Below are 22,092 nucleotides of genomic sequence, written 5' to 3'. Positions count from 1 at the left end.
TGACGGAGACGCGCGCGGCGGGCTGACGTCGGCAAGCACCGATGGGCTCGTCGAAGGGCCGTCGATGCGCGGGGCCGAGTAGGTGATGCCTGGCGTATGCGCTGACGAACGCGACCTATGATCCAGCGTGCGCGACTGCGGCTGACTCGGAACGTTGGCCGCGACGCGTCAGAGTTGTACTCCCGCGCACGTTTCGCTTTCCTGCGCCTGTGTCTGCTGACGGACACGCGCGCGGCGGGCGAATTGGTGCGCGGGAGCTGCTTTGATCGGGTTGTCCGTGTTGCCGCGCGACGAACTTCCGCGCACGTTTTGGCTTCCCGCGCGTGTCCGCTTCCTGCTCACGTGTCTGCTGACGGACACGCGCGCGGCAAGCCAATTGGTGCGCGGGAGGCTGATTCGATCGAGTAGCCCGCGCCGCTGACGGGCTGCGCTGCGCGGCGGAGTGTCCCTTGGCCGAGGGGCACTCCGCGGGTCGGTTACAGGGAGACCGGGTAGACCGGCTCCTGGATATCGGGCTTGATGCGGTCTTCGACGAAGATGCCGTGCCAGACCATGAAGACGAGCAGGGTCCAGAGGCGGCGGCTGTGGTCGACGCCGCCGGCGCGGTGCGCGACGAGCATGTCGCTGATCGCGGCCTTGTTCAGCAGGTGGTCGGTTTGCGATTCGAGGATCTGCTGCTGGGCCCAGTCGTAGAGTTCGGTGCCGCGCAACCAATGCCGCAGCGGCACGGGGAAGCCGAGCTTGGCGCGGTGCAGCACATGCGGCGGGACGATGCCCTCGAGCGCCTGGCGCAGTGCGTATTTCGTGGTTTCCTTGGTGATCTTCTGCTCGAACGGCAGCCCTTCGGCGACCCGCAGCACCTCGGAATCCAGGAACGGCACCCGCAATTCGAGCGAGTTGGCCATGGTTATCTTGTCGGCCTTGACCAGGATGTCGCCGCGCAACCAGGTGAACAGGTCCAGATGTTGCATGCGCGCCACCGGATCCCAGCCGCGCGACTGCGCGTAGATCGGGGCGGTGACGTCCTGATGCGTCCATTCGGGCCGGAATTCGCGTAGCACGGACCGCAATTGGGCGTCGCTGAAACTGCGCGCGTTGCCGTAGTAGCGCTGCTCCAGGGTGAGCGAACCACGGTGCAGCAGGCTCTTGCCCCTGGTGCCGTCCGGGATGCGGTCGGACAGCTTGCCCGCCAGCCTGCGCAGCGCGCCGGGCAGGTACTCGAACGGCTTGAGCGACAACGGTTCCCGGTAGATCGTGTATCCGCCGAACAGCTCGTCGGCGCCCTCGCCGGAGAGCACGACCTTGACGTGCTTGCGCGCCTCCTTGGCCACGAAGTACAGCGGCACCAGCGCCGGATCTGCCACCGGATCGTCGAGGTACCAGACGATTTCGGGGATGGCGGCGGCGAATTCGCTGGGGGAGACCACCTTCACGATGTGCCGGGCGCCGATCGCCTCGGCGCTCTCCGCGGCCACATCGACCTCGGAGTAGCCCTCGCGCTCGAACCCGGTGGTGAAGGTGATCAGCTTCGGGTTGTGCCGCATGGCCAGTGCCGCGACGGCGGTGGAGTCGATGCCGCCGGACAGGAAGGAACCGACGGTGACGTCGGCGCGCATGTGCTTGGCGACCGAGTCCTCGAGCGCCTCGGCGATCTCGCGGTAGCGCGCGCTCGCCGCGCCCTCGGCGAAGGGGCGCACGGTGAACTGCGGGTGGAAGTACCGGGTGATCTCCGGTGCGGCCCCGGGGCGCACCGTCGCATAACTGCCGGATTCGAGCCGCCGGATGTCCTTGTGCAGGGTCTCGGCCTCGGGCACGTATTGCAGCACTGTGTAGTGCTCCAGCGCGCGCGGGTCCAGCGCGTCGGTCAGCTGCAGCGGAGCCAGCAGCTCGAGCAGGCTTTTCTTCTCGCTGCCGAACGCGGTTCCGCCGGGACCGGTGGCCAGGAACAGCGGCTTGATGCCGAACGGGTCGCGGGCCAGGAACAGCGCGTTGGTCTCGGTGTCCCAGATCGCGAACGCGAACATGCCGCGCAGCTTGCGCACCGCCTCGGGGCCCCAGTAGTGGAACGCCGCGACGACGGCCTCACCGTCGCCCTCGGTGCGGAAGATCGCGTCCTCGCCGTACTCCGCGCCGTGCGCCTCGGCCAGCTCCTTGCGCAGCTCGATGTAGTTGTAGATCTCGCCGTTGAAGGTCAGCGCGTAGCGCTCCCGGTTCTCCGCCGGACCCCAGCGCAGCGGTTGGTGCGAGTGCTCGATATCGATGATCGACAGGCGGTTGAACCCGAAGATCATGTGGTCGTCGTGCCAGGTGCCGCGCTCGTCGGGGCCGCGGTGCCGGACGCAGTGCAGGGCGTCGTACACCTGCTCGACCACGCCAGGTGCTGCTTCGTCAGATGTCAGAAACCCGAGCAGTCCACACACGGCGTCGGCAACCTCGTTTCTCGTGCAGGGGCGCGGCCCGGACGGGGCGCCCGAATGTCTTGCGGAGGCGGCGCGCAGTGTCAGCCGCGAGCGGTCGTGCCGGGACGTGCCGGGGCCTGCCCTCGCGGTGAGCACAGCGGCCGAAATGTTGTGTCCGAGTATGCCGCACGCCGTCCCTCCGCGCGTCGCGCGCACCCTGTCCAGGGCTTTTGCCGAGGTGCGCGGGGGCGGACGGGCAGATGAGCGCGACCGGTACCCTGGCCCGCGCGCGATCGGCGGAGTGTCGAATGCGACCCGACGACAAACGGGGCGCTCGTTTGGTCTACGCTGCGTAGTACTCAGGCCATTCTCAGGCGGCGCACGCGCTAGACCGGGGAGGCCTGACATGTGCTTAGAACGTATCGCCGGGGCGGTCGCAGCCCCGGCGGTGCAAATGTCGGAATGTGTGGCGACCAGGAAGGCGTGAGCGTGGCGCACAAGGCGAGCGAAGAGATCGGGGCACGACCCTCGCGGGGCCGGATCCTTCGGCGGGCCGGGCTGGCGGTGTCCCTCGGGATCACCGCGCTGCTCGTCTCGGGCTGCTCGATCGACAATGTTTGGCTGCGGTTCGGCTGGCCCTCGGGTGTCACGCCGCAGGCCACCCGGATGCGGGAACTGTGGACCTGGTCGATCATCGCCGCCCTGGTGATGGGTGTGATCGTGTGGGGACTGACGTTCTGGACCGTCGTCTTCCACCGCAAGAAGCCCGACTCCCCGGAGTTCCCGCGGCAGACCGGTTACAACGTGCCGCTGGAGCTGACCTACACGGCCGTGCCGTTCGTCATCATCGCGGTGCTGTTCTACTTCACCGTGGTCGTGCAGAACTACGTGCACGAGAAGGTCGCCGACCCGGATGTCACCGTCGACGTGACCGCGTTCCAGTGGAACTGGAAGTTCGGCTACCGCGACGTGAACTTCAAGGACGGCTACCGCTTCGAGGGCATCGACACCACGCGTGAGGCCGCGAACCAGGAGCAGCTCGAGGAGTACAAGGAGCGAACCAAGGACGGTCACCCGCAGCCGGGCCCGGTGCACGGCAAGCCGGAGAACGACATCCTGTCCTACCTGCACTACGACAAGGTCGAGACCTACGGTTCCAGCTCCGAGATCCCGGTGCTCGTGCTGCCGACCAACAAGATCATCGAGTTCCAGCTGGCCGCCGCCGACGTGGTGCACGCCTTCTGGGTGCCCGAGTTCCTGTTCAAGCGCGACGTGATGCCGAACCCGAAGGAAAACCACTCGGACAACGTCTTCCAGATCACCAAGATCGAGAAGGAAGGCGCGTTCGTCGGCCGCTGCGCCGAGATGTGCGGCACCTTCCACTCGATGATGAACTTCGAGGTCCGCGCGGTCTCGCCGGAGAAGTTCACCAAGTACCTGGATGCGCGCCGGGCGGGCAAGACCAACGCCGAAGCGTTGGAGTCCATCGGTGAGTCGCCGGTCGCCACGTCGACCCGGCCGTTCAACACCGAGCGCACGACCAAGACCGCGGCCGAGGCAAAGTAAGGGACTGATCTGATATGAAGATCGAAGCGCGCATATTCGAGTTGCTGACGCTGTTCTTCGCGATCACCGCGGTGATCTACGGCTACTTCACCGGCCAGTCCCGTACCGGTGTGGAGTGGGCGGGCACCACCGCGATCGTGTTGACCGCGGGCCTGTCGCTGATCATCGGCACCTACTTCCGTTTCGTCGCGCGTCGCCTCGACCTGCGGCCGGAAGACTACGAGGATGCCGAGATCGTGGACGGCGCAGGCGATCTGGGCTTCTTCTCGCCCGGTAGCTTCTGGCCCATCCTGCTGGCGGGTGCGGGTTCCATCACCGCGCTCGGCCTGGCCTTCTTCCAGTTCTGGCTGATCGGCCTCGGCGTGGTCTGCGTCCTCGCCGCCGCCGCGGGTCTGGTGTTCGAGTACTACCTGGGCCCCGAAAAGCACTGAGCCCGTTCGACGAAAGCCCCCTCGGTTCGCCCGGAGGAGGCTTTCGCCGTTTCCGGGGCGCGCCTTAGGTTGAGCGCGTGGACATCATCGACGTGATCGTCACGTTCGCGAAAACCGGACAGGTCGGCGCGCTGCGATTGGGGCTGCGCGGCGACGAACTGGTGGCGGCGCTGCGCGCGGTCGGCGTGCCGTTGCGCACCTCCGACGATTTCGCGGACTTTCTGCAGCGGGAGGAGAGCGTCGAGGTGCACGTCGAAGACGGCGAGCTGCGCATGGTGGGATTGGACCGAATCGGTTGGCGTGAGCCCGAATTCCGGCTGCCCGCGAAGATGAACACCCCGGGCGGGTCCGTGCAGCGTGCCGTGGGCGTATTGCCGATGGACCGGACTCTGGCGTTGCTCGACGAGCACGACTGCCCCTGGCACCCGTATCCGCCGCTCACCTTCGACACCCAGACCACTATCGAGACCCCGTGCGGGGTGCAGTTGACCTTCGGGCTGTGTGAAACCACAGGCAACAATCTGCTGCACTGCATGTATGCGTCGACGCGGGACTCGGGTCCGCAGCTGGACAGTTGATCACCAGGTAATGGTGGTGGCATCGGCCGAGAAGCTTCCGCCACCATTCGCGGGGCGGTGGGGAGTTCGACTCGTGGTGCGCGTTGGGCGGCTGAGGTCTCGTGATGCGGCGGGGTCAGATGCCGAAGGCGTGCATGAGGCGGGCGGTGGAGCGGGGGGCTACGCCGGCGAGGGCGTAGAGGGTGCGGGTGAAGCGGGGTTCTACACGGGGGGCTCGGGTGCGGATGGCGGTTTCGATGCGCTGGGCCGTCTGCTCGGGGTCGTCGAGTTGGCCGGGCGTGTAGTGGACGGTGGTGACCTGGATGCCCTGTGGGGCGAGTTCGGCGTCGGCGCAGTCGCCGAACGTGGTCCAGGCGGCTTGGGCGCTGGCGTAGGACGCGAAATTCGGTGCGGCACCGATATCGGGGCTCCACGGTCCGACATTGAGCACATGTCCGGAGCCGGAGCGCAGCATCGCCGGAAGCAGACCCAAGGTGAGGCGGAGCGGGCCGAAATAGTTCGCGGCCATCATCTGCTGATAGTCGCGGAAGCGGTGCAGCGACTGGGTGACCGGGCGGCGCACGGGCCGGCCCGCGTTGTTGATCAGCACGTCGACGGTGCCGAACTCGCTGAGCACCCAGGTGACGAGCTGGTCGACGTCGCCGAGTGCCGAGATATCGCAGCGGCACCAGTGCGCTTCCCCACCGTCGCCGCGGATCTCCGCACAGGCGGCGATCAACTGGTCCCCGCGCCGAGCCACCAGAAGTAGTTGCGCCCCTTGGGCGGCCAATAGCTGTGCGGTGGCGCGGCCGATATCGGAACACGCGTCGGTGACCAGAACCCGGCGTCCCGCGAGCGATTCCGGCGGATGGGCACGCTTGCGATCGATGAATCGAACCGGGGCAGTACGGAATTCGGGCATCGGCACAGCAACCTTCACATGCGAACGACTGAACACACGCACGGCACCCCGCCGACAGTGCCGAAGCCGCCCGCCCCCGCAACCTCACGGCGACATATGCGACCGGTCACAGTATAAGGTTGCCAGCCGTTTGATGGACTTGATCGACCGATCCCGAATCGGGTCCTGGGTACAAGATCAGGGGGAATTGGCGGCGGCATAACGCGAGAACGCGCCGCCACCAATTCCCCCTGATCTTGGCTTGCGCCTTGCTCCCCCGTTCAGCCGGGGCGCCCGGCAACGGGCGGTCGGCGGTTCCTCGCCGCTGCGCACAGTTCGTCGCCTACCCGGAGCGTCGCTTCACAGACCTCCCACACCGAGTGTCGGCGCGTCACACGGCGAGTCGCTGTGTGAGGTGTCGACAACCTCTGTGAGGCGGGCGTAGATCGCGCGCACCGTGTCGGGCTTACTCCGGGGACTCGTAGCGCAGGGCGTTTTCGGAGCGGCAGATTTCGTCTATGCCGGAGACGATGTCGCGGAGGAGTTCGGAGGGGAGGGCGGCGGGGCGTAGGCGGCTGGTGAAGGTGATGAGGCCGTGGTCTTCGGGGGAGAGGCCGCGGGCGGCGGCTTCGGAGCGCAGGTAGCGGGAGCGGACGCCGTAGGTCATCGCGGAGATGACGGTGAAGCAACCGGTGCGCTCGCGGTGTCCGGCGAACAGATCGTGCAGGCGGTAGAACACCGACGTGTAGCTCGACAGCGGCGCGAAAACGCCCACCCGGTAGGCGGGACCACGCTCGGACGAACTGAGCGCCGTATCGGCGAGATATTCGGCGTCGCGCAGGGTCTGCACCTTGGGCGCGAAGAGCACCGCGCCCGCGGCCGCGTTGCGCAGCGGCATGCCCGCGGGACCGCTCGCGGCGGAGGCGATGACGCCCAAGGACTTTCGGGCCCGCGAACCGACCTCGCGGCGCGCCCGCACCGAACGGGTCGGCGTGGTGGGATGCAGGGTGGACCACTGCCCGAATCGGACCGTGCCCAACTGCAACTGGCCGACGCCGCCCGGGCGGGTCACCTTCAGCGGCGCGGTGTCGACCCACCGGCCCACCTGCAACGCCGCGTTGCCGGGCCGGGTGATCTCCGCGTAGGCGTGTTCCACGAAGGAATCGAAGTCGAGGAAACGGTCCGCGTTGGTGGTGAGCCAGGTGCGGTCCTTGTCGATGTCGATCACGTCGAGGGTGAGCGCGGTGATGATGCCCGCGCGCCCGCCCGCACCGAGGATGCGATGGAACCGTTCGGTGTGGTGGGTGCGCCCGCAGGTACCGATCCGCCCGTCGTTGTCGACGTACTCCAGATCGACGACCTGATCGATGAACATGCCGTACTTGTGCGAGGCCGCGCTCACCCCGCCGACGGACGCGAAACCGCCGGCGGTGATGTCGCGGTGGTCGCCGACGATCGGCAGGCCGAGCCCGTGCGCGCCGAGGCGCCGATCGATATCGGACAGCTTGGCGCCCGCCTGCACGCGCACCGTCCGCCGGCCGAGGTTGATGTCGAGCACCTGGTTCATCCGGCGCAGCGACACCACGGTCGGCTGGGCGGGCAGTGCCAGTCCGTCGTCCAACTGCTCCCCGCCGCGCACGGTCAGCCGTTCCGCGCGGCCGCGTGAATCCCGAACCGTGCGAACGACATCCGCGGTATCGCGGGGTAGATACTCCTCGGCGGAGACAAACTGCGGCGTGCTCATGGCACGAAAGCTACTACAGCGCGGCCGCCGCCGCTCGTCCGATCTCGGGTGCTATCCGGCGGTTGGTGCGAGTTGCTTGCTGAACAGTACCGATCCCGTCGCGTCGCACAAATTGACCGTCAGCTCCCTTGACCTGCCGTCGATCAGAACCTCGCCGAAATGTTGGTATTCGTCGAGCGGGGAACTGTTCTGTACCGGCGGCGCGTGCACGAAAACGGCCTCCGGCCCGAAGGTTCCGTCCAGCGGGTTGGGGCCGAACGCGCCGGCGTTGAGCGGTCCGGAGACGAACTCCCAGAACTCGTCGAAGTCGGTGAACGCCGCGCGCTCGGGGGCGTAGTGGTGTGCGGCGGTGTAGTGCACGTCGGCGGTCAGCCACACCACGTCGGTCACCTTGTTCGCCTTGATCGCCGAGAGCACCTGGGCGATCTCGGTTTCGCGGCCCGACGGAGCGCCCGGATCGCCGTTGGCGGGGCCTTCGAACGCGGTGGTATTCGGTTGTTCACCGTCCTTGACGACGAGGCCGAGCGGGAGATCGTTCGCCACGATCTTCCAGACCGCCGTCGAGTCGCGCAGCCCCTCGATCAACCACTTCGTCTGAGCCGCACCGAAAATGCGTCCCTCGGGGCCGTTGTTCGCGTCGTTGGTGTCCTTGTAGGTGCGCATGTCGAGCACGAAGACGTCCAGCAGCGGGCCGTAGGAGATCTTGCGATAGAGGCGGCCGTCCACCGCTTCCTTGGGCTCCACCGGCATCCACTCGTGGAACGCCTGCCAGGCCCGGGTCGCCAGGGTGTCCATGCTGCGCTCGTTGTAGTTCTTGGCCGCCGGGACGAGGCCGCCCGGATACCAGTTGTTGACGGTCTCGTGATCGTCCCACTGCACCACCTGCGCGACCGCGGAGTTGAAGCGCAGGTAGTTCTGGTCGGTCAGGTTGTAGGCGTAGTTGCCACGGAACTGCTGCAACGTCTGGGCGGGGGCGCTCTTCGCCTCGGACACCGTGTTGCGCCAGATTCGCCCGTCGGGCAGCGTGACCGACTCTTTGACCGGATTGTCCGCGTAGATGGAATCGCCGGAGTGGATGAACAGGTGCGGGTCACGGGCGGCCATCGCGGAGAAGATCTTCATACCGCCGAGATCCGGGTTGATGCCGTACCCCTGGCCGACCACGTCACCGGACCACTGCAACCGGATATCCGACTCGCCCGTCGGCACCGTGCGGAACACACCGGTGACGGGTTCGGAGACGGCGCCGCTCTCGTTCTCCAGCGTCACCCGGTAGTGCACCTGCTGGCCGGCGGGCAGACCGTTGACGCGCACCCGGCCGGTGCCGTCGCTGTCCGGGGTGAGCAGGGGCCCGGCGAACCTCTTTGCGTTGGTGAACGATTCGGTGGACGCGGTCTCGACGATCAGCTTCGCGGGTTGGTCGGACCGAGCCCAGATCAGCGCGCCGTCGGTGCGTGGGTCACCCACCGCCGCCCCGTGGGTCAGCACCGGCCGCTGCCGCACCAGGCCGGGCCCGTCGTTGGAGGCGCACGCGGCCAATGCCGGGGCCGCCACCAGACCGAGCGCGGAGGTGCGCAACAAGGTGCGCCGGGAGAAACCGAAGGTCGAACCAGTCATGGGATCACCCTGTCCCAGCTATCCCAACGCAATATGAACTCCGGGGTAACGAGTCGGCGCGAGCAAACTGTCGGCGAGTGGCGCACCCGCCACCCCCTCTCGACCATCAAGCGAAATCCCTCCCAGCCACCGACCCGACCCCCGACTGTAAAGGTGGGATCGCCACAGCCGCACCCTTTCTCGGGATCCACATTCCTTCTGGGGCCCGCAAGGGCGCGGAACCCGAGAACGGGTGCGGATTCTGAGAACAGGGACGGGCACGTGAGCAGCGGAGTTCGGCAGAAGCGGTGCGTGTTTCGGCGCCCGCGAGGTTGGGCTGCGGCAATTGCTGGGATGCGGGGTGGGCTGCGCGCGAGGTGAGCTACGGAGACCTCGGGGTGCGGGGTGGGCGGCGGAGACCGGGGAGGTGCGAGGTGGGCGGCGGAGACCTCGGGCGCGAGGTGGGCCGCAACGCAGACGTCGCCAGCCGATGAAACGACTGGCGACGGTCGAACTCGAAGAACCAGGGGACGTTGTCGTGCCGAGGAGCAGGGCCTGCGCTAACGGGTTGCCGTGGAAGGGCACACCGTTCGCCGGACACGCTGTCGAGACAAAGGCCGCGCCTGCGCCGGAACGAGACTGCTGCCGGGACGAAGTCCCGCTAGCTGGCTGCGGTGTCCGGGATTCGGGTGGTTTCGCGGGCGCTGCCGTTGGGGACGTTCTTCTTCAGGCTGGCGGCGTAGACGTCGACGTATTCCTGGCCGCTGAGCTGCATGAGCTCGTACATGACCTCGTCGGTGACGGCGCGCTCGACGAAGCGGTTGCCGCCCATGCCGTCGTAGCGGGAGAAGTCGATGGGGGCGCCGAACTTGACGGTCACCTTGCGGCGGCGCCAGCGGAACGGTCCGGGCGGACTCACGTCGTCGGTACCGATGACGGCGACCGGGATGACGGGGACGCCGGTCTCGAGCGCGAGGCGAGCCAGGCCGGTCTTGCCCTTGTACAGGCGACCGTCGGGGGAGCGGGTGCCCTCGGGGTAGAGGCCGACCAAGCGGCCCTGATCGAGCAACTTGCGGGCGGCGTTGAGCGCGTCCTCGGCGGCGTCGGCGCCGGTGCGGTCGATCGGGAACTGGCCGGTGGTGGTGAAGAACCACTTCTGGAACGCGCCTTTGACGCCGGGCGTGTTGAAGTATTCGGCCTTCGCCAGATAGTTGATGCGACGCGGCGAGAGCAGCGGCGCGAACAACCAGTCCGCGAAAGAAAGGTGGTTACCCGCCATGATTGCCGGACCGTCGGCCGGAATGTTCTCCACACCTTCGACCGTGGGCCGATTGTAGAGATGCATGAACGGTCCCAGCAGCAAGTACTTCAGCAGCCAGTAGAACATGACGTCCTTCCCCCGGGACCGGGATCGAAGCGGGCACCTGCGTCAGTTGCCGACTTTACCGCTGGTTGCAGATCACATCCAAGCGCAGCGGCGAATCTCACCACACTCTGCCATGCGCGAGCGGGTGCGCTGCAATCGAAGCCCGATAGCGGGACTGCCGGCCTCCGGAATCGTGGTCATCGGTGACCGAGCAGATCTTCTCTCCTCCGAATACCACTGGCGCGCGCCACGAAACGTGGAATGTCCGGGTCGGTCAGCGGCTGCGCGCGACCCTGGAGTTCTTGTGCTCGCTCTCGATGAGCGCCGCGCGGGCCAGGTCGGCGGCGCCGATCATGCCCGCCGCCTCGCCGAGCTGGGTGGTGCGGATACGCGCGAGCGGCCGGTGGCCCGCGCCGGTGACGGCGCGCGCGTACTCCTCGCGCGCCTCGTCCAGGAACAGCGGGGCCGAACTGCTCACGCCGCCGGCGATGACGACCAGATCGGGGTCGAAGATATCGCTGACGAAGGCGAGCCCGAGGCCGAGCCAGCGTGCGAAATCGGCCATCACCCGCACCGCGAGCGGGTCACCGTCCTGGGCCGCGCCCGCGACCCGGCGCCCGGTCAGCGAACCGGGATCGCGATAGACGTCCTTCGCGAGCACCGAGCGCACCGGATCGGTGGCCAGCATTTCGATCGCGGTATCGGCGAGAGCTGTTCCGCTGCAATACCGTTCCCAGCAGCCGCGTTTGCCGCACGGGCAAGCCCGGCCCTCCGGCACGACCTGCAGATGCCCGAGTTCCGGTGCGACACCGTGCGTTCCGCGATAGAGCCGGCCGTCGATCAGCAGCGCGGCGCCGATCCCGGTGCCGATCGCGACCAGCACCACGTTGTGCCCGCCCGCGGCAGCGCCGAACCGATATTCGGCCCACATGGCCGCATTCGCGTCGTGTTCGAGAATGACCGGCAGCTCCAGCCGTTCGGTGAGCCGCTGCGCGACCGGAGTGTCCTGCCAGGGCAGGTGCGGGGCGAACCGGACGGTGGTGCGGTCGGCGGTGATGAACCCGGCGACCGCGAGACCGACCGCGCCGATCGGATGGCGGTTGCACAGCTCCCGCACGGAACGGGCGAGGGCGTCCTCGAGTGCCCGGGCCGAATGCGGGGTCGGCGCCTGCACGGTGTCGAGCACCTCGCCGCTGTTGTCGATCACCGATGCGCGAATGTTGGTGCCGCCGACGTCGATTCCGACAGTCAGCGGTCGCGCACCTGACAGCCGGTGCGTCATGCCTTGATCGTCACTGGGATGGCGACGTAGCGGGATCGCGACGGGCGTTGTCCCGCGCGGTCTTCCGTACGTCCGGCGGCGGCATCATGCGGCGATGCGGTGGAATCACGGTGCGGCGCAGCGTGATCGTGCTCCGGCATCACCGGGTCGACCGGCACGCCGGCGAGCGCCTCGCGCAGCACCGTGACGATGGCGGTGCCGTGATCGGCCACACTCTGCAACACCTCGTGATGTTCCCCGCGCACCAGCGCGGCCGCGGCGCAGACCGGGCACCAGTCGCAGCTCGACCACTCCACCTGCCCGTCGGCCGCACGGCGCAGCACCGGCTCCACCCGCTCTAGCACGGCTTCGGCGAGCAGTTTGAGTTCCGCGGCGAACTCGGCCAGTCCGTCGCCCGGATCACCTTGATAGGGATCGCTTTTCGGCTTCGCGTCGGAGTGGGCGGCGCCGTGGTCGTGGGTTCGGGCGTCGCTGCCCGCGCTGCCAGTCGTGCGTGCACTGCGTGGGTCGCCCGCGCTGCCCGCACTGCGTGGGTCGCCCGTGCCGGGCTGGTCGGTGCGCCCGGAATCGGCGTCCGCTCGGGGTTCGTTCGGGCCGCGTTGTCCACGGGCGTCGGCCGATTCGTTCGCGTCGCCCGCTGCGCGGGCGTCGGCTTCGGGTGTGCGGTCCGCGCCTCGGCCGGTGACCCGGCCGAAGAAGCCGGTGCTTCGATCACCGTTCATCGCCGCTGCTTTCCGGCCACAACTGCGGGTCGGGGCGGAAGCGCACCACGAGTTGCCCGCCGTCGAGTTCGGCACCGTCGACCGTGCACCGCCGCAATACCGGCGCCAGACGCACTCGCCGCCGGACACCGTCCGCTCCCACGATCAAATCGTCCTCCACTCGGCCAAGTCGCAGCGTTGTCGCGTCGACCACGGGCAGTGGCATCCGCAATGTGTATATCGCGTGCAGGCCGCTGCCCGATTCACATCGAACCACCGGTTCGCCGGAACTTCCGTCAACCTCCGCCGGACTGTCGCTCAGCATAAGGGCAGCGTCCCCGTCCGAGCCCACCGCGTGCGACAGCGCCGTGAGGGAGGTCAGGCCGATCGGCTCGGGTCCGGTGTGCTGCGCGATCAGCACCGGGATACCCGGCATCGCGCGTCGTAACTCGGTGATCGCGGTGAGTTGCTCGTCACGTCGATCCGCGTACCAGCGCGCCGCCGGATGATCTGCCGCGCTGCCGTCGAGGGCGGGGAGCACCTTGTTCACCACGACGGTGTCGAGGCGCAAGCCGAGCAGGGCGGCGGCGGAGCGGACGCGTTCGGATTCGGCGAGGGTCACCCGTTCGGCGACGGTGATCAGGCGGGCTCCGGTGCGGCGATGGTCGGCGAGCAGGTTGCGGACCTCGGTGACCGCCTCGACGATCCGTTCGACGGTCGTCGCGAGCACCGCGCGGCGCAGGTCCGTGCCGATCGAACTCATCGCGCGGGCGTGCGCCGGCCACACCCGTTCCAGATAACCGAGCAGCGTGTCCGGCGCGGTGACGATGCGCAGCATGTCCGCCGAGGGCGGGCAGTCGACGACCACCACATCCCAGTCGTCCTCCTGCACGAACTGGGTGATCTCCACCAGCATCAACAGTTCCTGCACGCCCGGCAGGCCGGTCAGCTCGGCCGGGTCGAGTGCGGCCAGATCGACGCCGTGATCGTGGCCGGTGCCGGGGGACAGCATCCGCACCACCTCACGGAACCGATCCTCCAGCAGCGCAAGCGAATCCACTTCGATCACGTCGAGCCCCGGGAGCACCGTGGCGATCCCCGCGACCGTGCCGGGATCGTGCGGAAAGCGGAATCCGAGCGCGTCGCCCAGCGAATGCGCCTGATCGAGCGACGCGATCAGCACCCGACGGCCCGCCCTGGCGTAGGACATGGCGGTGGCACACGCCAGCGTCGTCTTGCCTACCCCGCCTTTGCCGATGAACAGCTCGACCCGGGTCGTGTGTGTCGTCAGCCTTCGACCCGTTTCTTCAGTTCTTTCAACGCGGTATCGGTGATCACCTTCTCGGCCTTGCGCTTGAACATGCCGATCATCGGGATGTTCAGATCGACCGTGAGGGTGTAGACGACCTCGGTGTTGCCGTCGGGCTGATCGATGAGTTCGTAGGTGCCGTTCTGCGCCTTCTGCAGCTCACCGCTCACCAGCTGCCAACTCACCGACTTGTTGTCCGGGGCCCAGGTGTAGGCGAGCACGTAGCTGTCCTTGACCACCCCGGCGTCGAGCACGAACCGCGCGGTGCGGGCCCGGCCGTCCGGGCCCTTCTCCTGTACCTCGACCGACTGTGCCGCCGAGACCCACTCCGGGTAGGACTCCAGGTCGGCGATGACGGACATCACCTGCTGCGACGGGGCCTCGATGATGATCGACCTCTGGGTCCTGTCGGCCATGGCGGACAGCGGTTCCTTTCAGCGTCGGTGCTGGGTGAGCGTCAAGAGGCGTGGGCGGGTGCGACGCCCGCCGGGCGACCGGCCTCCAGTCGCGACTTCAGTTCGAAGGACATGTGCTTGCCCGCCACCCGGCGCGCGCGATTGGCGGCGGCCAGCTTGTTCGGCGCCAGTGCGGGCTGCGGTTCGGCGTGCAGGAAGTAGTGCAGGATCACCCCGTCCAGCGCGGGCTGCAACCAGACCTCCATGGTTCCGGTCAGCGCGCCGGTCACGGTCCAGCGTATTCCCTTGTCGCCCCGGTCTTCCCGGACGACCAAGGTCAGATCCGGCCACCAGCGGCGCCAATTGTTCGACGCGGCCAGCAGATCCGCGACGGCGACGCCCGGTGCGGCGATGAACGTCTGGTCGGCGACCTGGATAGCGCTCATGCCCGCACCTCGCCGATGCGGCCCGCGGGCGCGCTGAAGACAGTTCCTTCGCTCACACCGGTGAGCGTATCCGATTCGGGCAACGACGCCGCAGTAGCGCTCATGCTGACAGTTCCGTGACGCTCGGTTCCGGCATGTGGGGCGCGCCGGCACATCGTTCGCGCTCATGACCGCACCTGGTTGTGACCCGGTTCGGCATACGCTCGCTCATCGCAGCAGTTGGCGCAGCCGGGCGCCGTGGCTGTCCCAGCGCCAGCGTTCCTCGACGAAGGCCCGGCCCGCGGCGCCCATGCGGGCGGCGGAATCGGGGTCGGACAGGATGTCGACCAGGGCATCGGTGATCTGCTGCACCGAACGTCCGTCCACCACCCGCCCGGTTTCGCCCTCGACCACCGTTTCCGGCGCGCCGCCGGAGCGGCCCGCGACCACCGGCACCCCTGACGCCGAGGCCTCCAGATAGACGATGCCGAGACCCTCCACGTCCAAGCCCGCACCCCGGGTGCGGCACGGCATCGCGAAAACGTCCGCGAGCGTGTGGTGGGCGGCGAGTTCACCGGAGGGCACCCGCCCGGTGAACACCACATCCTCGGCGACGCCGAGCGCGATGGCGAAGTGCCGCAGCTTCTCCTCATACGGCCCGCCGCCCGCGATCACGAGCATCGCGCCGGGCACCCGGTCGCGGATCTCGCGCATGGCCATGATCAGCATGTCCTGGCCCTTGCGGGGGACCAGGCGGGACAGGCACAGGATGGTCGGGCGATCGTCGAGGCCGTAGCGGGCGCGCAATTCGGCGCGGGCGGCCGGGTCGGGCCGGAAGGTGTCGGTGTCCACGCCCGGTGGCAGATACTCCAGCGCGGCATTCGGGCCGAACGCCGACGCGAACCGGCGCCGCGTGTATTTGCTGACGTAGGTGACCACGTCGGTGTGCTCGCCGATCTGCCGCAGCGCCTGCCGGGCGCCCGGCAGCATCGACCAGCCGACCTCGTGCCCGTGCGTGCTCGCCAGAATCCGTTCCGCGCCCGCCCGGCGCAGCACCGGCGACATCAAAGCCAGCGGGGCGGCGGCGCCGAACCACACCGTGTCGCACTGTTCGCTGCGCAGCAGCCGCGCGGCCCGGCGCAGCACCAGCGGGGTCGGCAACATCAGTGTGGTGGGATGGCGGACCACCTGGAACTTCTGCTTGGCATCGAATTTCAGATGACTGTCCCCGCGCCAGCGCGGCGCGTAGACCACCAGATCATCGGGTGGCAGCTCACCGGCCAGGGCATGCAGATAGGACTGGATACCGCCCGGCCGCGGCGGGAAATCGTTGGTCACCAGCAGAGTTCGGGCCATGCGAACAACCTACTGGGTTGGCTGGGCCGCCCTTGCGCGCGGCGGCCCGATTGGTCAGCTGATCAGGAGGAAACGGTGGCGGCATCGCGCGAGAGGCGAACGCCACCAATTCCTCCTGATCGCGTGATCAGTTGACTTGGGTGGTGAGCCAGGCTTGCCAGGCGGCGACGAAGTCGGGGCGGGAGGTGCCCAGGACGGTGCGGAGGATGTCGTCTTCGGTGGCCGGGGTCTGGTGGGTGGCGGCCAGGCGGCGGTAGAGCTCGACGAGGCGGGGCTGGTCGTATCTGTCGGCGACGAAGGCGCAGACGGACCACGCCTGCTCGTACGCCGCGGCGGCTTTGGGGCCGGTGAAGTCGGCGTCGGCCGGGAGGTCGGACGGTAGGGCCTTCAGGCGGACGCGGGCGGTGAGGCTCGCCGCGACGTCGGTGAACGGATGGCCCTGGTTGCGGTGGGCGACGTAGTCGGCGAAACCCTCCAACATCCACAACGGTGCGCCGTCCCGGGTTTCGGCGCGGGTGGCGATGTGGGTGAGTTCGTGGCGGAGCAGGGTGCGCAGGCCCTCGGGATCGAGGCGACGGCCCGCGTCCGGACTGAAGACGATGCGCTGACCGGTAGGCGGGGTGCCGGGTATGTACGGGTCGGCCACCGAAGCCGCGGCGACCTCCGCGGACATGGTGGCGCCCGCGTGCACCAGCCCGGCGAACTCGGAGGCAGAGGAGGCGACGACGACCACGGTCGACTGCGGCCAGCCCGGCCCCCACACATCGGTGACCGCGGTGGTCGCCGCGCCGAGTGCTTGTTCCAGGACATCCATTTCGATGCGCTGCGCCGGATGGCCGACGACCAGGGACTGCTGCCCGTCGCCGGTCGGCACCGGATGCGCGACGATCGTGCCGAACGGTTCGATGCTGCGCCGGATTTCGGCCAGACGCGGGTCGGTGGCGGTGGCCTGACCGACCGCCTCGTGCTGTTGCGCAGTCTGCGGTCTGGGCAGCGCGGTGTTCGGCAACAACACCAGCGCGCCACAGAACCCAGTCAGCGCCACCACCATCGCGACGGTGAGAACGAATTCGAAGCGCCGCCGCGCCGACCACCACGCGCGCAACCGTCGCGCGCCGCTCATGGTTCTCCCTCGCCGACACCGGGTTTCACCCCGCGACAGGTGCGGTGGCACATGGTTCGCGCATCGGGTTCGATCACCGCTCGACCTCGCCGGCGCTCGACGGCACCGCACGCGCGGCGGCAGCTGCGCGACGCTGCTCGACTCGGGTGATGTGCGGGGCGCGCACGATTTGCGTGCTGGGTCTGCTCATCGCACCGCCTCGGGATGGGGTCGCGCTCGGGGGTCGGCGGTGGGAGACGGTAGGCGTTCCCACTCATGGTCGTTCAGTATCGCCGAGCGGAGTGGTACGGCGTAGTGCTGATGGGGGCTACCGCGACCGGGACACCGAAGGTGGAGGCGTGCACCATGAGCCCGTTGCCCGCGTAGATGCCGACATGGGAGATGTCGTTGTAGAAGAACACGACATCGCCGGGCTGCAAATCGTTCTGCGCGACGGGCGTGCCGTAGGACGCCTGCTGCGAACTGGTGCGCGGCACATCCTTGCCGACCTGTTTGAACGCCCACTGGACGAGGCCGGAGCAGTCGAACTGGTGCGGTCCGGTCGCGCCCCACACGTACGGGTCGCCGATGCGGGTGAGGCTCGCGGCCAGCGCGCTGGTGCCGCTGCCGGGCACCAGGCCCTGCAGCAGGGTGTCGCGGTCGAAGCCGGGCGGGAACGCGGGGCCGGCGAGCGCGGATTTGTCCTTGGCGGACAACCCGGTCCACGCCTGCACCACCTGAACGATGGCGCCGCTGAGATCGCTGCGTTTGCGTTCCAGCTCGCCGCGCACCGTTTCGGCCTTGTCGGCGGCGGCGCGGGCCTCGTCGGAGGCGCGGCGGGCGTCGGCTTCCGCGCCCTCGGCGGCGTCGGTGGCCTTCTTGTAGAGCGCGAGCTGATCGGAGGTCTGCGCGGCGAGCACGTCCAGCGTGGACATCTGGTCGAGCAGCTGCTGCGGAGAATCGCTGACCAGGACGGCGAACAACCGGTTGGTGCGCGCGCCCTGATAGGCGGCGATCGCGGTGCGGTCGATGATCGGCTGATACTTGCGGACTTCGTCGCGGGCCCGGTTCACCTGATCGGTGCTGGCGGCCAGCTTGGCATCGGCCTCGCGCTGCAACCCGAGTTTGGTGTCCAAGTCGGATTGGGCGTTGAGCGCCTGTTCGTTGAGCTGCTCCGACTGGCGGGACAGGTCGATCATGCGCTGCACGGCGTCGGCGGCGGTCGCGGGTAGGGCGACCGGATCGGCGCCGACCGGGCCCGCGCCGTAGATGGTGGTGGTGGCCAGTACTCCGGCCGCCAACGCGCCACCCACCAGACGTTTCGTGTCGAGTCTCAGCGTGCCCTGTCTCCGGTGTGCTGCCACAGGCTGCCGTGCCCCTGTTCTCTCGATCTGGTTGAACCGACGCAACGCCTTCCGGGAAACGGAGGTTTGCCGACCGCGTGCCTCGGGTAAATCCAGAAGGTCTCGATTAGGTTACGGAACGGCCTGGGTCTGTGTCCAGTAGAGAACGAAACGATCACGGCCGCCGTCCGGGGGTAGGGCCGCAACGTACGGCCCTACCAGCGGTTTCTCAGAAGCGTCGAGCTCCGGCGATGGGCATCGAGGAGATCGGCGCCACCTGCACGGGCGTGCCGGAGGTGGACGCGTGCACGACGTTGCCGTCACCGGCGTACAGGCCGGAGTGGCCGCCGCCGTAGAACGACACCAGGTCGCCCGGCTGCAGGTCGTCCATCGAGACCGGGCTGCCGGCGGACAGCTGGGCGCCGCTGGTGCGCGGCAGCTCCAGACCGGCCTGCGCGTAGGCCCACTTCACGAGGCCGGAGCAGTCGAAGGCGTTCGGGCCCGCGGCGCCGTACACATACGGGGCGCCGATCTTGGTCATGGCGGCGTCGAGGGCCTCTTCGCCGATGGTCTTCTTCGGGGCGACGAAAGGCAGCGGCTGCGCGGGCAGCTCGATGCCGGGGATGCCCTGGGGGATCTGGATCTCGTTCGGCACCTCGAAGGTTCCGACGCCGGGGATGGTCACCGGCTGAGCCGATGCGGGGGCGGCCGGAAGCAGGAAAGCGCCGATGGTGGCAGCGCCGACGGCCCCGGCGGCGAAGGCACGCTGCGCCTGTCGCTTGACGGATTCGGTCGTCATGATGCGGTACTCCCAATCTGCCCCACGACGCCGCACCCTGACTGGTGCCGCGGACTTCGTGTCGTTCGCACCGGGTTCGGTGCGGCGGACTCCGTGAGGTCTCGAAAAGGTTACGAACACATCACGGTGGTTTGTAAAGTCGGACTTCGGCGAATTGTGTGCGCGTGTGTGAATTTCCGCTTAATCAATGTGAGATATGTCCCAGCAATCACGAAAAGATAACGGCGCGCTCCCTCCGTCGAGCGTCTGGGTCGCTACCGTGGTCCGCTTCGGCGCGTCCATGGGTTGGCGGAGTGTGTACGAATTGGACATTCCCCCAGGTCGTCGCGTTCATATCGCGGACATCTCCAGCTTCGAGACTGGTCGGTCGGCAGTCTCGCTGTGATCGGTCACAGCACGCCGCTGACGGCGCGCCCGGGCGGTTGGACACGCCAGACCCGTTGATACGGTTTATGCAACAATGTGATCTACGCCACTTTTCGGCTTTCTAGATCGTTTCATGGGTAACAAAACGAAATCCCCACAGAGTAATTCGGACATTCTCTGTGGCTTTCGCGTGCGCGGAAGCGGGCCGCTGCGCGAGCCCGTCCTTGTCGGACCCACCGCCTACGCTCCAGCCCGTGTCCGTCCCCGCTCCGCGCAAGGCCGCAGCTCAGCAGTTGGTCTTCGACGACCTCGACACGCCCCTCTACGACACCACCTTCGTGGTGGTCGACCTGGAGACCACCGGCACCAGTCCCGGCGCCGACGCGATCACCGAGATCGGCGCGGTCAAGGTGCGTGGCGGCGAAGTGCTCGGCGAGTTCGCGACGCTGGTCAATCCGGGACGGGCGGTGCCGCCCGCGATCGTCCAGGTCACCGGCATCACCACCGCGATGGTGTACGCGGCTCCGAAGATCGACGCCGTGCTGCCCGGATTCCTGGAATTCGCCGCGGGCGCGGTCCTGGTCGCGCACAACGCGCGGTTCGACATGGCGTTCCTGCGGGCCGCCGCGGCCCAGTGCGAGACGGTGTGGCCGTCCGCGACGGTGCTGTGCACAGTGAAGCTGGCCCGGCGCGTGCTCGGCCGGGACGAGGCGCCCTCGGTCCGGTTGAGCGTGCTCGCCCAGTTGCTCGGCGCGAGTACGCAACCGACGCACCGCGCCCTCGACGACGCGCGCGCGACCGTCGACGTGCTGCACGCGCTCATCGGCCGGGTCGGCAACCAAGGGGTGCACAGCCTCACCGAGTTGGTCGACTACCTGCCCGACGTCACACCCCGCCAGCGCGCCAAGCGTTTCCTGGCCGCGGACCTGCCCACCGCGCCCGGCGTCTACCTGTTCCGCGGGCCGTCCGACGAAGTCCTCTACATCGGCACGGCGGTGAATCTGCGCCGTCGCGTACGCAACTACTTCACCGGATCGGAAACCCGGGGGCGGATGAAAGAAATGGTCGCCCTCGCCACCCGGGTCGACCACGTGGTCTGCGCGCACGCCCTCGAGGCGGGGGTGCGGGAGCTGCGACTGCTCGTCGCGCACACGCCGCCTTACAACCGGCGTTCCAAGTTTCCCAAGCGGGCCTGGTGGCTCACGCTCACCGACGAACCGTTCCCGCGGTTCGCCGTCGTTCGCACGCCGAACCGAGATGCACTGGGGCCCTTCAACTCTCGGATGGACGCCGCCGACCTGGCGCTGATCATCGCCGAATTCACCGGCCTGCGAACCTGTAGTACCCGCCTGCCCCGGCGCGGGACGCACGAGTGCCCGCCCGCGGTCGTCGGCGGCTGTCCCGCCGCCGTGACAGGGACTCCTATTAATACAGAGGAATACGCGCCCGCGCCCGCGCTCGTGCGCGCCCTGTTCGCCGGACGCTCCGACGCGCCCGTCCGCGCCATGCTCGACCGCATCGAAACCCACTCCCGCGCCCAGCATTTCGAGGCCGCCGCGCGGCTGCGGGACCGCACCGTCGCCGTGATCCGCGCCCTGCACCGCACCCAGCGCCTCGCCGCCGTCGCCCGCATCGCCGAACTCGTCACCGCTCATCCCGACGGTGCGGGCGGCTGGGAGTTCTCCGTCATCCGCTACGGCCGCCTCGCCGCCGCGGGCGCCGCCCCCGTGGCGTCCCACCCATGCCCGTGGTGGAACACCTCGTAGCCGCCGCCGAAACCGTAATCCCTGAAGGGGGAGCGCCCCCCGAATCGCACGGCGTCGACGTCGCTCTACCGGCCGCCGAATCCCAGCAGCCCACGGCCCGGCCGAGATCCGACGCCAGGGACCGGGCCGCCGCGGTCCAGTCGTCAGCGCACCGTGTAACCCCGGCTTCCGGTCCGTCCGCCGAAGTGCCCGGTGCTGAAGCGGCGTCGCCCGCCGCCGAACCCCCGATCCCCACGGCCCGGCCGAGATCCGACGCCAGGAACCGGGCCGCCGCAGCTCAGTCGCCTGCGGATCGCGCGGTCTCTGCCGGCGGCCGGACCACGGCCATGGTGCCGCCGACGCCGGTCCGAACCTCTTCCTCCGAAGGAGCATCGGCCGCTCCGGGTTCGACGTCCCAGGTCGATGCGACCGCCGATGTGCCCGGTTCCGAGGAGGCGGGGGAGTGGGTGTCGATCAATGTGCCGCCGTTGCGGGGGGCATCGCCGGAGGAGGCGGCGTTGGTGGCGCGGTGGTTGGCGCGGGCGGGGGTGCGGATTGTGCGCAGTACGGAGGGGTATCGGGAGCCGATGTATGGGGCGGGGCGCTGGTTGGGGTGGGCGGAGGTGGCGGATGTCGCGGCTCGGAGCCGGTCGGTGGAGGAGGAGTACAAAGAGCGGTGACGGGGGCGGGGAGTGGTGCGCATTACGCT

Annotated in this window: 17 protein-coding genes and 1 pseudogene; 4 read left to right on the top strand and 14 right to left on the bottom strand. The window is 68.5% G+C overall.

The genetic code is table 11. From position 1 onward, the window contains the following. Positions 1-476: 476 nt before the first annotated feature. The gene (asnB, locus tag NBRGI_RS07050) at positions 477-2,420 is read right to left on the bottom strand and encodes an asparagine synthase (glutamine-hydrolyzing) (protein ID WP_029893711.1); all 1,944 of its coding nucleotides are present in this window, start codon (positions 2,418-2,420) and stop codon (positions 477-479) included. 468 nt (positions 2,421-2,888) lie between these two features. Here asnB and ctaC point away from each other — a divergent pair, with 468 nt between their 5' ends. The 3 genes from ctaC (at position 2,889) to NBRGI_RS07035 (ending at position 4,974) form a co-directional block, all read left to right on the top strand. Next, positions 2,889-3,965 (top strand): aa3-type cytochrome oxidase subunit II, encoded by a 1,077-nt coding sequence (gene ctaC / locus NBRGI_RS07045; RefSeq protein ID WP_014983094.1) that lies wholly within the window; start codon positions 2,889-2,891, stop codon positions 3,963-3,965. Between the two features lie 14 nt (positions 3,966-3,979). After that, on the top strand, positions 3,980-4,396 hold the full coding sequence (locus NBRGI_RS07040) for a cytochrome c oxidase subunit 4 (protein ID WP_014983095.1): 417 nt from the start codon (positions 3,980-3,982) through the stop codon (positions 4,394-4,396). 77 nt (positions 4,397-4,473) lie between these two features. Then, positions 4,474-4,974, top strand: a complete 501-nt coding sequence (locus NBRGI_RS07035; RefSeq protein WP_029893707.1) for a hypothetical protein — start codon at positions 4,474-4,476, stop codon at positions 4,972-4,974. A gap of 115 nt (positions 4,975-5,089) precedes the next feature. On the opposite strand, the gene NBRGI_RS07030 is transcribed toward NBRGI_RS07035, so the two are convergent. From NBRGI_RS07030 to NBRGI_RS06970, 13 genes are all read right to left on the bottom strand, one after another. Continuing rightward, positions 5,090-5,875 carry an SDR family NAD(P)-dependent oxidoreductase gene (locus tag NBRGI_RS07030; protein WP_029893705.1) on the bottom strand — a complete coding sequence of 262 codons (786 nt, stop codon included), beginning with the start codon at positions 5,873-5,875 and terminating at the stop codon, positions 5,090-5,092. A gap of 445 nt (positions 5,876-6,320) precedes the next feature. After that, positions 6,321-7,598 carry an FAD-binding oxidoreductase gene (locus NBRGI_RS07025; protein WP_029893703.1) on the bottom strand — a complete coding sequence of 426 codons (1,278 nt, stop codon included), beginning with the start codon at positions 7,596-7,598 and terminating at the stop codon, positions 6,321-6,323. Between the two features lie 51 nt (positions 7,599-7,649). Continuing rightward, on the bottom strand, positions 7,650-9,215 hold the full coding sequence (locus NBRGI_RS07020) for an alkaline phosphatase D family protein (RefSeq protein WP_029893701.1): 1,566 nt from the start codon (positions 9,213-9,215) through the stop codon (positions 7,650-7,652). A 640-nt stretch (positions 9,216-9,855) separates the two neighbouring features. Further along, positions 9,856-10,581 (bottom strand): lysophospholipid acyltransferase family protein, encoded by a 726-nt coding sequence (locus NBRGI_RS07015; protein WP_029893699.1) that lies wholly within the window; start codon positions 10,579-10,581, stop codon positions 9,856-9,858. Positions 10,582-10,834: 253 nt separating this feature from the next. Continuing rightward, the gene (locus NBRGI_RS07010) at positions 10,835-11,842 is read right to left on the bottom strand and encodes an ROK family glucokinase (protein ID WP_029893697.1); all 1,008 of its coding nucleotides are present in this window, start codon (positions 11,840-11,842) and stop codon (positions 10,835-10,837) included. Further along, positions 11,839-12,564, bottom strand: a complete 726-nt coding sequence (locus tag NBRGI_RS48960; RefSeq protein WP_235210871.1) for a hypothetical protein — start codon at positions 12,562-12,564, stop codon at positions 11,839-11,841. The genes NBRGI_RS07010 and NBRGI_RS48960 overlap by 4 nt, the downstream gene beginning before the upstream one ends. Further along, complete coding sequence (locus NBRGI_RS07000; protein WP_235210875.1) at positions 12,554-13,771, bottom strand: ArsA family ATPase; 1,218 nt, start codon at positions 13,769-13,771, stop codon at positions 12,554-12,556. The genes NBRGI_RS48960 and NBRGI_RS07000 overlap by 11 nt, the downstream gene beginning before the upstream one ends. 59 nt (positions 13,772-13,830) lie before the next feature. Further along, positions 13,831-14,268 (bottom strand): SRPBCC family protein, encoded by a 438-nt coding sequence (locus NBRGI_RS06995; RefSeq protein ID WP_014983104.1) that lies wholly within the window; start codon positions 14,266-14,268, stop codon positions 13,831-13,833. A 41-nt stretch (positions 14,269-14,309) separates the two neighbouring features. Continuing rightward, complete coding sequence (locus tag NBRGI_RS06990; RefSeq protein WP_029893690.1) at positions 14,310-14,693, bottom strand: hypothetical protein; 384 nt, start codon at positions 14,691-14,693, stop codon at positions 14,310-14,312. A gap of 207 nt (positions 14,694-14,900) precedes the next feature. Continuing rightward, positions 14,901-16,028 (bottom strand): glycosyltransferase family 4 protein, encoded by a 1,128-nt coding sequence (locus NBRGI_RS06985; RefSeq protein WP_029893688.1) that lies wholly within the window; start codon positions 16,026-16,028, stop codon positions 14,901-14,903. A 127-nt stretch (positions 16,029-16,155) separates the two neighbouring features. Beyond that, positions 16,156-17,151, bottom strand: a complete 996-nt coding sequence (locus NBRGI_RS06980) for a hypothetical protein (RefSeq protein WP_029893685.1) — start codon at positions 17,149-17,151, stop codon at positions 16,156-16,158. 263 nt (positions 17,152-17,414) lie between these two features. After that, positions 17,415-18,443: an NlpC/P60 family protein gene (locus NBRGI_RS06975; protein WP_036557755.1), complete on the bottom strand. Its 1,029-nt coding sequence runs from the start codon at positions 18,441-18,443 to the stop codon at positions 17,415-17,417. Between the two features lie 259 nt (positions 18,444-18,702). After that, positions 18,703-19,272: a C40 family peptidase gene (locus tag NBRGI_RS06970; protein ID WP_029893681.1), complete on the bottom strand. Its 570-nt coding sequence runs from the start codon at positions 19,270-19,272 to the stop codon at positions 18,703-18,705. 620 nt (positions 19,273-19,892) lie between these two features. On the opposite strand from NBRGI_RS06970, the pseudogene NBRGI_RS43500 reads away from it, so the two are divergent. Continuing rightward, a pseudogene (locus NBRGI_RS43500) lies at positions 19,893-22,063 on the top strand (DEDD exonuclease domain-containing protein). The last annotated feature ends 29 nt before the right edge of the window (positions 22,064-22,092 follow it).

This window comes from Nocardia brasiliensis IFM 10847, assembly GCF_000710915.1.
GTDB lineage: Bacteria > Actinomycetota > Actinomycetes > Mycobacteriales > Mycobacteriaceae > Nocardia > Nocardia brasiliensis_A.
Note: the sequence above shows the minus strand (reverse complement) of the source record. Positions and strands in the feature narration are given on the sequence as shown.